A 13,113-nucleotide genomic window follows, 5' to 3' on the forward strand; every position below is an offset into this window, starting at 1 on the left:
GCGATGCTCCCGGGAAGGTTGCTCCGGTCTGAGTAGATATACATAACGGCATCGGGATAGGCAGAAGTGTCACTCTTTCTGAACGGCAAATGGAATGCTGGCGCAGTCTTGACTCTCACACCATGTGCGGAGGAATTGGCCCGTTTGTTTCAGCTATGCGCCGGCTTTCCCGGCAGCGGGGATCCGGCATGCGCGGAGGAAGCCATCGCTTTTTATGAGCGTAAGCTTCGTATATTCGCCGTCAGAAGCAGCTTCTGGATAAGGCGGAGCGAGACATCCGCGGCATGCTTGCACATTGGGCGTCCGCCCGGACGTACGCCCCGTCGGACGGAGGGGAACAGAGCCCATGTTGAGGCTTGATCATGTGACTTTGGCTGTTCGCGATGTGGATGAGGCAGTCGAACAGATAAGCAGCACAACCGGAGCACGGTTTACCGGCAAGGTGGAGGCATTTCCCGGCGCGAAGGCGCAGGTCGCCTATTTTGGCGCCGGATTTCTTGAAGTGATCGCGGGAACGGAGCCGGACAAGCTGCGGACGACGCAGTTGGGACGCGCCTTGCGGCGTTCGCCGAGAGCCGGGAAGGCATTTTTGGCGTAGCGCTGGAGATCACCGGCGGCATGGCCGCCTTCGTTGAGGAAGCGAAAAAGCGAGGCGTCGCTTACGTGGGACCTTGGCGGCAGCAAGCTCCATTGGCGGACGGCTCGTTCATCCCATTCGGAACGGCCTTCATCCGCCAGGATATGCCGTGGCTGATTGAATATGAACGGTCCCGGACATGGGACAGCCCGCTGCGGTTATGCGGAGTGGATGTGGCCGCCGCCGATCCGCTTGCGCAGGTGAGCCAATACCGTCAGGCGTACCGGCTGCCGGAGCCTGCTTCCATCGGAGCGTCCGCCTATGAATGGGAGCTCGCCCGGGGAATGATTCGCCTGTTGCCGCAGAAGAAGGGGCCGGCCGGCTTCGCGTCGGTCATGATCGCGGATGAGGAGCGGGAATACCGGATTGGCTTTATGCCGGAATCCGGTATGGAGATTGCCGTATCCGCCTTGGGGACGAAGCGGTGATGCTTGCGGATGGGGCTCGGAGGAACCTGGCGAACCTGGCGATGGGTGTCCGGCAGACGGTACTTTACTGCATCGTCAATTTCGGGTATAATATGGAATAATTACGCTCTCATCGCAGAGCATGAACAGGAGGTGAGGCAGGAGATGAACCGCAGCGTCGCAACGATTCGCATTAGCCAATTGCCTATGGCATTATTTGGCATTACCCATGCTGCAGTGGTCAACGGGATAGGTGTGTCCATTTTTGCGAATACGAATGTGACGAATTGGCGTGAAGACTCTCCTGCCTTGACCTGAACGGGTATGATTTGACCTAAGGCTGCGGGGATGTTTCCCTGCAGTCTTTTTTTGTTCCGGTCCGGGAAGAGCGCGCGCCCGGAGGAGGACGTTGACCATGGTAATTCATTTGTGGCATGTGAAGAAATATTATGGGGCCGAGCTGGTGCTCTCTGATGTGTCGTTCGAGATTGGGGAAACGGAGAAGGTCGGCCTGATCGGACGGAACGGCACGGGCAAGACGACGGTACTGCGGCTGCTGGACAGAGCTTCGGTTCCTGACGAGGGAGAACTGTTCATCCGCAAAGGCGCGACGGTCGGCCTGCTCGCCCAGGTGCCGTCGGCCGGGGACGGAGCGACCGTCTATGATGCGCTGGCCGAAGGCTTTGAACAGGTGAGGTGCTGGGAACGCGAGATGAAGGAGCTGGAGGTGAAGATGTCCGATCCTTCCGTCTGCGCGGACGAACGGGCCATGCAGCTCCTGCTGAACCAGTACGGACAGATTATGGAGCGGTTCGAGCAAGCGGGGGGCTATGAGATGGAGGCTTCGATTCGGCGGGTGGCCGCTGGCATGGGGATTGGCGCCGGGCAGTTCGGGCGGCCGTTCGCCTCGCTCTCGGGCGGAGAGAAGACGAAGGTCGGCCTCGCGGCTCTGCTGCTGAAGCGGCCGGATATTCTGCTGCTTGACGAGCCGACGAACCATCTCGATATGGCGGCGATCGAATGGCTGGAGACGTTCCTCGGGTCTTATCCCGGCGTCGTGGTCGTCGTGTCCCATGACCGGTATTTCCTCGATCGGGTCGTCGGCAAGATTATCGAGATCGAAGACGGCGAAGCCTTCGTCTACCATACGGATTATTCCGGCTACCAGAAGGAAAAAGAGGAGCGTCTGCTCCAGCAATTTGCCGATTATCAGGAGCAGCAGAAGAAGATCAAAAAGATGCAGGAGACGATCAAGCAGCTGATCGAATGGGGCAACCGCGCCAATCCGCCGAACCCTGGCTTCCACCGCCGGGCGGCCTCGATGCAGAAAGCGCTGGACCGTATGGTCAAGATTAAGCGCCCGATTCTGGAACGGCGCGCGATGGACCTGACGCTGACGCAGGAGGACCGCTCCGGCAAGCAGGTGATCCTGCTGGATCGCGTCTCCAAATCGTTCGGCGAGCGGAAGCTGCTGCGCGCGACGAGCGCGCTGCTGCTGTACGGCGAGCGCGTCGCCTTGATGGGCGGCAACGGCGCGGGCAAAAGCACGCTGATGAAGATGATTATCGGCGGGATTCCTTACGACGAGGGCGAGATTCGGCTTGGCTCCCGCGTGGACATCGGCTATCTGGCCCAGGAGGAAGCCCCGCCGCCAGACGATTCCACTGTGCTGCGTTATTTCTGCGACGCCTTGGCGATGGAAGAAGGGGAAGCGCGGGGCGAACTGGCCCGCTTCCTGTTCTATGGCTCCGACGTGTTCAAGCGGGTGTCCCAGTTGTCCGGCGGCGAATGGAGCCGGCTGCGCCTGGCGCTGCTGATGTACCGGAAGCCGAACCTGCTGCTCCTTGACGAGCCGACCAACCATTTGGATATCGACTCGCGGGAGGCGCTGGAGGAAGCCTTGGATTCGTTCCCCGGCACGCTGCTTGTCATCTCGCATGACCGCTACTTCATGAATCGTGTCGTGCAGAAGCTGTGGCTGCTGGAGCAGGCGGAGCTGACCGTTCATCTCGGCAATTACGAGGAATGCCGGGAGAAGCTGCAGGCGCTGCTGCAGAGCTCCGCCGCGGCGGCGATCCCGGCAGAGCCGGAGCGGCCGCAGGTTGATCGGAAGCCGGCGGAACGGAAGGCAGGCTCCAAGCCTCCCAAGCCGGCAAGGCGGTGGGAGGAGGAGATTGCGGCGGCCGAGGAGCGGCTGCGCCTGCTGGAGGAGGAGATGGCCCGGCTGTCCGCAAGCCCGGCGGAGGAGGCGGAATGTCCCAAGCTGCTGAGTGAGCAGTCCCGGCTGCGGCAGAAGCTGGATGAGCTGTACCGCGAGTGGATGGAAGCGGAGGAATCGTTAGACTAAGCAAAAGGAAGGATATCGGGCAAAATGGAGAGCGGCTGGTCCCTCTTCCCCCGATCCTTCCTTTTTGTTTTTACAGGGGAAATGGCAGTTCCTTCACCCTGAGCATGCGGGCGTACACGAAGAGCTGTCCTTTGTGATGAATCTCGTGATCGATGACGAGCCGGACGAGCTTGCTGCGCGGCCCGTCCAGATTCGGGAATGGCGAATGGTAGACCGTCTCCAGATCTTCAGCGGTCAAGGTCCTGAATATCCCGGCCGTGCTCGCGGTCCACTCTTGCACGATGCGGCGCACTTCCTTCATCGATGGGCACTCGACGGTCGGCGGCATGCCGATCTGTCCCTCTCCCGTCTTGGCCAGCCTGATAAACATATCGGCGGAAGCGCCGATATGCTGAGCCAGTGCGCTTACCGTCATCGCCCCGTCCCACGGCGCGAAGTTGGCGTGTTGGTCCGGAATGGCCAGCAACAGCTTTTCCAGTATCGTCCGCTGCTTCATCCACGCCTCCAGCAATGCTTCCGTCTGCTGCATTCTCATTCACCCTCCATAATCATTTGATTTGCGACCTATTCTATCACTTGCTAACATGGGAACTATAGCAGAATATCATGAATTGGTCTTGTAAAAATGCGACAAATTCGACAAATGCGATGCGCGAATACCGAGTTTTATTTTGCAACGGGAGCGTGAACGATGGATACGAAGCCGAACCGCGAGCCGGACGTCAGAGGCATGCTGTATGCCGCAGCCGGCGAACAGAAATTCCGCATTACCCGCCATCTGCCGGCGCCTGATCTTCGTCATGCCGTCAAGCACTATTGGATGATTGCCTGGGATTTGCGAGGCCAGCCGCCCTATGTGCAGGAGGTGCTTCAGCATCCCGGGGTGAACCTGGTGTTCGAGCGGGATAACACGGCCGTGTACGGCATTGTGAGCGGAAGATCCCAGCGTGTGCTTGAAGGGCAGGGACGGGTAGCCGGGGTGCTCTTCCAGCCTGGGGGATTTTATCCCTTGTACCGCGAGCCGATGTCCCGCCTCGCCGGACGAACGCTGCCCTTCCGCGACGTGTTCGGGACGGACAGCGGCCCGATGGAGCAAGCGTTGTTCACGCTAGAGGACGGAGAGGCGATGAGCCGCATCATTGACGGGTTCCTGCGCGAACGGCTGCCGGAAGCGGATGACAACGTGAAGCTCGTCAACCGGATCATCGAGACGGTCGTGGACAGCCGGGACATTACCCGCGTCCAGGAGCTGGCGGAGCGGTTCTCGCTTCATACGCGCTCGCTGCAGCGCTTGTTCCTGCACTATGTCGGCGTATCGCCGAAATGGGTCATCCAGCGCAGCCGCATTCACGAGGCGGCAGGGATGGCGGCCGCCGGCGCCGTGCCGGATTGGGCTGCCCTGGCGGCGGATCTGGGCTATCACGATCAGGCCCATTTCATCAAGGATTTCAAGGCATTCGTCGGCGTGTCGCCGGAGGAGTACGCCAGGAAGCTCCGCCATCCGGAGCAGAGATGAGCAAGAGAGATGACATAGCTGTACGGAGGGATGGAGGAGTTGTCGAGTTCCTGGGGCAGCGATGGCGGGTCATCTATATGGGATATTGAGCAAAAGGCCCCGTGTATGCCTGACCGCATAGAATATTAAGCAAAAGGCCGAGATATGAGAGCAAGAGAGACGACATAGCTCTACGGAGCAGACACTGAGAGCAAGAGGGTGAGCTAGCTATAGCGTGAGGATGGGGGTGTCTCACAGGCACTGCAAAATGATGGAGATGACGAGGTAACAGAGAATGCGGATGCGGGAAAAACGGCGGTGCAAACTGGTGGAAGATGGATGAAGCAGTGAAATGCTGCGTGGATGCATCAATTTCTGCTCTTTAAGCCGCTACTTGATGAAATTCCTGCAAAATTACATGATGTTCATCGATTTTTGTCTTTTATCGATTGGATAGCCAGAAATTGATGCCGTTTTGCAGGATTCCCTGTAACGGAGTACACGTCATAAAGGAAAGCTGCAGTTTTGCAGTCTTCGGCGAGTCGAGCTTTGAGAATCAGGGGGGGGCTGTCTCACTGTAGTGAAATACTACTTTTGGGACACCCCCATCAGGGTACCTGACTCATCTGATCTATCAGACTCATCTGGTTCATCTGGTTCATCTGGTTTAACGGGAGTTCATCTCTTGGCATGCCCAATAATACTGTAAAACTGCAGGATTAGGATACCCGAGTCAATGCCGAAATGGGATTCCTGCAAAACTCAGGCTGTTGGAAAACCCCTGTTTTTTACGAAGTAATATCAATGTAATATCATTTCGCTGGGAAAAAGTGGTGTTTGATGAGAGAGAATGGAGGGGGGATGGGGTCTTTGCTTTACCCCGCCCTTCTGGCGAGATGTGTGGCTATCTTTTTTATGTTCTGTGCAGTGGCTGTCATTAGCACTTGCTCCTGCACCTTGTCTCTTCCCCGAAACCGGCAATAGCGAAGTCCATGGAGCACTTTGGCATCCGCGAAACTTCGCTCAATGGTTTGGGCGCGTAGGGCATAAACGGCTTTTCCGCTCTCACTCTGGAAGTTTTGAACTACTTTCTCTTTGTGTTCTTCCCAGATATGCCGTTGTATGGTGCGTTGTTTATTTTTGTTCTCGTTACACTTGCTCAATAATGGACAGGCAGCGCATTGTTTGGGATCGGATTTATAATCTCTGAATCCTTTTCGTGTTGTGGTGCGGTACGTGAGTTCTTGCTGGTTTGGACAGATAAAAACATTCTTTTCTGCATCATAATGAAATTTCTCTTTGGGAAATACACCGTGTTCACGGGTCGAACGCTCTGGAATAACTGCCGTGATGTTTAATTTGTTCGTACGGTAACAAACATAGGCCGTCATGTAACCAGAGTCGAGTGCAACGGCCTCCAGCGACTTTTCCCAGCCAAACTCCTCTATTTGATGTAGTAGACGATCCACATAAACAACCGAATCATTCACATTTCCAGGCGTAACGTAGCAGTCCGTAATCACGTTGTATTTATGATCTACGGTGCGGTGATCTAAATAATGAAACCCTTCCGGTTTTCCATCCCGATTCAGGTTTCCGCTATCCGGATCTGTTAAGCTAACTTTTTGTTCCTTGGTTTCGGCCTCCTCTTTGGGAGGCAGTGGCTTTTTTCCAAAAGCGACCCGATCCTCATTCACGGCTTGCTCCAGCTCTTGGAGATATTCATAAGGCGTACAAGTGACTTCTCGTTTCTCGTACCGTCCGTTATTGGCATTTGCCTTGATATGCGTGGAGTCGGTAAAGAGCAGCCGCCCTCCCACCATGTTGTGCTGAATCGCCTGCTGAACGATATTATCGAAGATATCTTGGAAGACGGTAGTATCCTTAAACCGATTTTTCCGGTTCCAGCTAAAGATCGAATGGTCAGGCGCTTTGCCGGAAAGCCCGAGCCGTAAGAACCACCGAAAAGCCAGGGAATCGTTGACGACTCGCTCCAGTTCTCGCTCTGAGCGAATGTTATACAAGTAGCCGATCAGCAGCATTTTAAAGAACACAATGGGATCCACAGATGGTCGGCCGTTCGACTCGCTGTAGTAAGGACGCACAAGGTCCAAAATAAAGGTAAAATCAATATGTTTATCGATATGACGAAGCAAGTGATCAGGGGCAACCATATGCTCAAGACAAACCAGTTCATAGTCCAGTTGTGGGTTGGGATCATTCGTGTAAAGCATACAAACACCGCGCTTTCCATGGATTATGATAAGAATATTATACCAAATTAACGCGGTGAATGGGTGATTAACATAGACTTTCTCAACACTCTGAAAACTGCAGGAATTTTAGTCTTATCGATTAAAAATAAGAGAAATTCAGCGAAAAAGACACTAGCGTTGCATAGAACCTGACATGAAGAAGACTTTAAACTCCAGATACGGAACTAATAATCATTATTTATATATATTTACAGTTTCTTTTTTCCTAGCAAAGCCAAAAGTCGATCTCCTACTAAACCATAGGAACATGTTACCATCAAATGTTAATATGCCATTATTACCTATTTAATCACCACTTTAACGGTCTTACATTGCTTTGGGTGTTTTCGTGGTCGACCACCCTTTCGTTTCTTCCGCCTGCCCTTCGAGTGCTTGGTTGGTTTGCGGTGCAGTGCCATCAAAAATTGATCCCACGTTTTATTCATATAGACCCGAAGCAGCTTTAGAAATGACCATAGCGTTTGAGTGGTGTCAGCCTCCTTCCGGACCAACATGACTAAACCATATGCGATGAAGGCTAAAAAAATCTGGTTCCATACTGCCTCTGGATGGAAACTGTACAAATGGACTAAGCTCATATGTTGCTTCATCCATTTAAAGAATAATTCAATCATCCAGCGGCGCCGATAAATCTCGCAGATTTGGGCTGCGGACTTATCCCAGACATTCGTAAGCACACGGTACTGGCGGTTCTTCTCATCGGTATACTCCACTAACCGGAGCTGGGCTTCTATCACATGGCCTTCTTCATCCTTGTAGCTCACGATCACGTCAGCATCACGCACCACAGGCGTCGTTTCATCGATCTCGTGCTCGCAGATGATCGCCGTCTTGTTGCTTTTCTTAATGCGTGCCACGAAGCGTAGATTATCATCCAGCCACTGCTTATAGTGACCATATGTGATGTACCCGCGATCCAAAACATGAATGGCATCTTTATCGATCACCAGATCCAAAGCCACTTCGCTGTCAGCAACGCCTCGTGTGGAACAAACAATGTTTTCGGGATAGACGGTATCCGGGTCGCAAACAGCAAGTTTGGTGTGGATCTTTACCCCGTTGCTGTGTTTGGAGCAGTAGGCCCATTTTCCAGCGACATCAGGGAGTGTAAGTACCGTTGAATCGACAATGCTCAGTTTCCCGATGCCGGGGATACCCTGCTTCGGATAAAGTTGTTGCAAACGTTGTGTCACTTGAATCCATAGCTGCTGCAACACCGGTAAAGGCAACGCTCTGAGTGTACGTACGAGTTGGGAAGCGCTAATGGATTTCAAGTGGATCGCCTGCTGCAGCTGTTCGTTCGCACGCAACGCGTTGCAGATATCTTCGAGGTCCGTGCGTTTATTCAATTGAGCATCAATGAGTAGTTTGATCGCTCTCACGAGTGTAAACTTTCGTCGATAATTGAAGATTGGGAATTCGTCGTCCGAGAGCTGAATCAAATTTAGGCATTTACAAATGACGGTCTGATCTGGTATATTACCCATGGTCTTTTCTCCTTTTGGTGAGGGAATGGGTAACATGCCTATCCTTCAACATTAGGAGATTTTTTTATGAGTTACCAGATATAATCGATCAATAAATTGAAGAAAAAGTAATTAATGAGAAATATATTTTTCATGTCAGGTTTGGTGCAAGGCTAGTGCGAAAAAGATGCATCTACACAGGAATTTCATAAAATATAAGCTCAAACGCCTGAAATTGCTGCAGCTACGCAGCATTTTTGGGAGATCCCTCATCCCGGTGGAAGCCGCGCCCCCGAAGCGGTATCGGAGCGCATCCCTCCTGCTATCTGTTCCATGGCTAGCGCGGCCCTTGCCCTCCGTGTTCCAGAAATGGCTGAATCTTCGGGAATACGTTCAGCGCCGTCCGGTAGAATACATCTTCGTGATGCTCCGCCGGGATCAGCTCCCGCACGAACCGGATGTAAGCCTCCAGGGGAGCGAGCGGCCAGTAGGTGCCGAACAGCAGCTTGTCGTAATGATCGCAATAGGTTACGGCATGCCGCAGATGAGCGAAGAACAGCGGCGAGTCCTTGAGCCGGTCGCAATTGGCGGTGTCGCCGACCATGAGGCCGGACAGATCGGCGAAGACGTTCCGGTTCTTGTAGACGACTTCCGCTCCGTCCAGCACCCAGGGATCGCCGAAGTGCGCCATCATGAAGTTGACGTTCCGGTGCGTGACGGCCACCTCGTCGATCGTCAACGGATGCGAATATTTGAGCAGCCCGCGCTCCGAGTACGTATCGCCCGTATGGAACACGACCGGGACGCGATAGGCGGCGGCCAGCTCATAGACCGGCTGATAGACGCTATCGCAGGCATAGAAGGGGTAATAACCCAGATAGATTTTGAGGCCCACGGCTTCCGGCTTCTGCAGATCGCGCTCCAGCGCTTCCAGCTCTTGCGTGCCGAGGCGATAAGGATTGATGCCCAGGCAATAGACGAGCTGGGGCGGCAGCGCCTCCACCAGGTCGAGCCCCATCGGGGTCGCGGCGTCCTCGTCCGGGAACCCTCCCGGCTTCGTCTCGGTCAGCCCCATGCCAATGCCGAGCACGACATCGTTGTCGCGGTATTCCTTCAGAATCCCGTCCAGGCTATAATCAACGAATGATTTCTCCGCGGCGGTCGATTTGAACTCCTGGATATGGGACAGATGCATATGGGCGTCAATGATCTTCATTCGCATCCCTTCCTTTCTCGTCCGGGAACCGGATCTGCTGCAGTGAAGCCAAGGCTTCGAATTCGATGCGGTCAGGGGAGAACAGCAGGAACAACGGATCCGTTCGGACGCAGACTCCGTTCGGGATCCGGCGTTCGCGATCGTACTCCACCTGACAAATCTCATTATTGGCATAGACGAGCGAGTGGCGCTCGATCCCATCCATCAAGACATGAAGCTGCTGCTCCCGGTTATCCGCTTCGAAGACGAGATGCCGCGCTTCCGGAATTTCGAGCTCCCCCTTGCCGGGCCGGAATATACGGCGGGATCCGTCCGGGTCCTTCATGGAGACCCGCAAGCCCTCCAGCGAATCGCCGGCCTGGATGAATATTGATGTGCTCCAGTCCAGATGATCGAGGCTGAGGCCCGTCTTCTGCTCGATCTCGGAGAAGGCGCACAGGACTGGCACGCGGGACAGCATCAGAAAATATTGATGCAGCTTCAAGCCTTTGTAGTTGTCATGCTGGCGGATGTCCAGCGTCAGCTTCAAGCCCTGCCATTCATTCTCGAAGCTGTCCCGTAGGGTCACGAATTCCGCCGTGCCGCGCTCCTTCAGGATCGAGAGCGGGCTCAGGCCGCCGATGTCGTACATCAGACCTCCGATATACGGATTCCACCATGATCGCGGCCCGTGCAGCGGATAGCCGCTGGACAGCCATTCCTCGCCGCCTGCTCGCATCGAGTGAAGACCGGGGTAGAAGGAAGGGGACGCCGCCACTCGCAGTACGCCATTGTCCGCGGCATAGGTCGGTCCGGCTTGTCCTTCCTGCCGCTCGCATCGGATCGGCTCGTCCGACGGCATCAGCACGACGGAGCTTCGCTTCACGTCATGCGTCGGCAGATGAACCGCCGCATCGACGACCTCGATGCGGTGCTTCGGCGCCGGAAGGGTGCAGCTTGTGATCCCGGAGTCGTCGATGTCCAACTCAAGTGCGGCCGCATGGGGCTCCCGGCGCAGTTGTACCGAGATCGTCCCCTCGCTCTGCACCAGCCGGTGATCCTGGATCGTCACGTTCAGCTTCGAGCGGAGCACCGGATTATTTCCGTTCAGGATCAGCTCGATCGGATCGGTAAGCCGGAGATCGGAACGGATGTCCGGCTCCTGCATCGCGAAGGCGCGGAAGCGGGTCCAGTCTGTGTATCCGCCCATCGTCAGATGGAGGGGGTCCGAGACCGCCTTCTCTCCCGGCCCCAGACTTCCGAGAGAAGCTTCGAGGCTGATGCACCATCCCTCGATATGCACGCGATGCGTCTTCGGCCAGCAGATGCCGAGCGGGACGCTGCTGTGCTGGATGAATATCCACGGTTCCGTCATATTGCGGCTTTCCCAGTAGCTGAATTCGCTGGCCGTGATATCGTTCAGCGCGATATATTTGCCGTTGTAAGGCAGGACGGCGCCTTGCAGTCCGAAGCGCACCAGTTGGCTCACATACAGGTCGGCGACAGGATGGGCGCCGGTATTCTCGGCTTCATGCCAATAGGCGACGGTTCCTTCCCCATACAGAAGGACGTTCACGGTCAAGAAGACCGACGGAAACGATGCCGATTGATAGCGCAGCGACAATCCGACGGCCCCTTCCTCCCGGATCGGATGTATCGATACCGGCTTCTTCTTCGAGAATTCCGTGGAGAACGGCTTGCCCAGCTTCGGGAAGCCCAATTCGGCGTAGGTTGTCATCCCGGGACAGAGAAGCGCGAAGCCGTTCCATTCCTTGTTGAACCTGATGGAGAAATGTCCGTGGAACAACTGCCAATGCTTCTCCGTCTCGCCGGCGAAGGCGGCGCCGGGACCGCTGAAGCCGGCTCTGATCGTTCTCGTGAACGGAATGGCGCTTCCGTCGGACAACCGGGACTCGGCTTCGGCCTGCTGCGAATAGAAGCCATATTGGCGCACCTGATAAGGGACGGGGATGGAAGTCCGTTCGTTCGCCTCCAGGGGGATCTCGAATTCATGTCGCCCCAAGGCCAGCACCGGGCTGTCAGGGAGCGTGAAGCGAAATACAGCCGCTTCCGCGAAGTTGTTCTCGATGTCCACATAGAAGGTGCCGCCTACAGCCGGGTAGGCGCTCTCGCTCGGCGTCTTCCACTCGAGCTGGGCAGGGAACCGGGGAATGATGCCGATCTGGAACAGGGCTTCTTTGCCGTTAATGCGCATCCGCGTCGTCACGCGGGGGCATGTCCGCCATGTGCTTTGCTCTTCTTCGACAGGACCGACGAAGAAGCTCGGACGGATCGTCGCTTCGCCTTCCACTTCGGCCCGATGCTCCCACTCAAATTGAATATTGCGATCGTTCTCTCCCCGCAGATCGAGTTGAAGCGGGCGGCCCGATTTGTTCATGACCCGGTACTCCATCGCATAAGAGCGGCCGAAGACCGGCTTCGCCTGCTCCGCTTGGGCGCTGATGAGATAATCGTCGGTCTCGATGAGCCGGATCCCTCTTCCGGTGCGTTCGAATTCGACGCGCAGCGAGGCGCCGTTCTTTTCCCATGTATACGCGAAATAATCAAAGCCGTTCTCCTTGCGGCCATCCGGCTTAATCTCGATCTCCCGGGTCGAGTCCTCGTACCAGTCGATGTCATCGAAATAGGCGGAGAGCGCTTCCGTATTCAAGACGGCCGGCATGAAGTTCATCAGGTGGGTCACATCTTCCCGATCCTCCCAGAAAAAACCGCATCGCTTATACAGCGGAACGGCCTTCGTGTTGCTTGCCCATGTATAGAGATCGAGGCGGGGCCAGCCTAGCCGCACCGTCGCATCCAGCGCTTCGCGAACAAGCATCTTGCCGATGCCGCGTCCGTGATAATCCGGCCTCACGTTCAGCAGTCCGATATAGAGCGCTCCGGTATCCTCGCGATATTCGAACAGGCTGCAGTAGCCGACCACAGCATCCTCATCGATGGCCAGATAGACTTCCAGCGCGTCCGATCCTTCTTCCTCCGTTCGCACCCGTTCCGCCGTACGTATCGTATCTCCACCGCCCCAGCCCTCCTGGCTGCGGTTCCACATTTCTGCTATACCAGCCGCATACTCCGGCCGGTAGCGGACGATCGCCATCGGATTCATTCCACGCCCTCCTTGCTCTCCTGCTAGATTGGTATAATGTGACAATGCATATATATACGGGGAATAGTAATCGAAGTTTCTTGGAAATACAAAAGAATATGAAGGAGTCGATTCTAAAGCATTGCGAGGATGTCGACAGGCGAAATGCGCATGTGACATGATATAG

At 55.3% G+C, this 13,113-nt stretch carries 10 protein-coding genes; 5 read left to right on the forward strand and 5 right to left on the reverse strand.

Going from position 1 to position 13,113, the window contains the following annotated elements; genetic code table 11:
• Window positions 1-346 precede the first annotated feature (346 nt).
• From OCY70_RS12540 to abc-f, 4 genes are all read left to right on the forward strand, one after another.
• Window positions 347-598: a VOC family protein gene (locus tag OCY70_RS12540; RefSeq protein WP_249725641.1), complete on the forward strand. Its 252-nt coding sequence runs from the start codon at window positions 347-349 to the stop codon at window positions 596-598.
• Window positions 599-618: 20 nt separating this feature from the next.
• Window positions 619-1,065, forward strand: a complete 447-nt coding sequence (locus OCY70_RS12545) for a hypothetical protein (protein WP_249725642.1) — start codon at window positions 619-621, stop codon at window positions 1,063-1,065.
• Window positions 1,066-1,209: 144 nt separating this feature from the next.
• Window positions 1,210-1,362: an RAxF-45 family protein gene (locus OCY70_RS12550; RefSeq protein ID WP_213431177.1), complete on the forward strand. Its 153-nt coding sequence runs from the start codon at window positions 1,210-1,212 to the stop codon at window positions 1,360-1,362.
• Window positions 1,363-1,459: 97 nt separating this feature from the next.
• Window positions 1,460-3,391, forward strand: a complete 1,932-nt coding sequence (gene abc-f / locus OCY70_RS12555) for a ribosomal protection-like ABC-F family protein (RefSeq protein WP_261944887.1) — start codon at window positions 1,460-1,462, stop codon at window positions 3,389-3,391.
• Window positions 3,392-3,461: 70 nt separating this feature from the next.
• Here abc-f and OCY70_RS12560 read toward each other — a convergent pair whose 3' ends face one another.
• The gene (locus OCY70_RS12560; RefSeq protein WP_213431179.1) at window positions 3,462-3,920 is read right to left on the reverse strand and encodes a DinB family protein; all 459 of its coding nucleotides are present in this window, start codon (window positions 3,918-3,920) and stop codon (window positions 3,462-3,464) included.
• Between the two features lie 162 nt (window positions 3,921-4,082).
• On the opposite strand from OCY70_RS12560, the gene OCY70_RS12565 reads away from it, so the two are divergent.
• Complete coding sequence (locus OCY70_RS12565) at window positions 4,083-4,907, forward strand: AraC family transcriptional regulator (RefSeq protein WP_213431180.1); 825 nt, start codon at window positions 4,083-4,085, stop codon at window positions 4,905-4,907.
• 854 nt (window positions 4,908-5,761) lie between these two features.
• On the opposite strand, the gene OCY70_RS12570 is transcribed toward OCY70_RS12565, so the two are convergent.
• The 4 genes from OCY70_RS12570 to OCY70_RS12585 form a co-directional block, all read right to left on the reverse strand.
• Window positions 5,762-7,120 carry an IS1182 family transposase gene (locus OCY70_RS12570; RefSeq protein ID WP_261944888.1) on the reverse strand — a complete coding sequence of 453 codons (1,359 nt, stop codon included), beginning with the start codon at window positions 7,118-7,120 and terminating at the stop codon, window positions 5,762-5,764.
• 323 nt (window positions 7,121-7,443) lie between these two features.
• Window positions 7,444-8,649, reverse strand: a complete 1,206-nt coding sequence (locus tag OCY70_RS12575; protein WP_261944490.1) for an IS4 family transposase — start codon at window positions 8,647-8,649, stop codon at window positions 7,444-7,446.
• Window positions 8,650-8,965: 316 nt separating this feature from the next.
• Window positions 8,966-9,844, reverse strand: a complete 879-nt coding sequence (locus OCY70_RS12580) for an amidohydrolase family protein (protein ID WP_261944889.1) — start codon at window positions 9,842-9,844, stop codon at window positions 8,966-8,968.
• Window positions 9,831-12,947 (reverse strand): GNAT family N-acetyltransferase, encoded by a 3,117-nt coding sequence (locus tag OCY70_RS12585; RefSeq protein WP_261944890.1) that lies wholly within the window; start codon window positions 12,945-12,947, stop codon window positions 9,831-9,833. The genes OCY70_RS12580 and OCY70_RS12585 overlap by 14 nt, the downstream gene beginning before the upstream one ends.
• Window positions 12,948-13,113 lie beyond the last annotated feature (166 nt).

Source organism: Paenibacillus melissococcoides (assembly GCA_944800085.1).
In the GTDB taxonomy this organism is placed as follows: domain Bacteria; phylum Bacillota; class Bacilli; order Paenibacillales; family Paenibacillaceae; genus Paenibacillus_B; species Paenibacillus_B melissococcoides.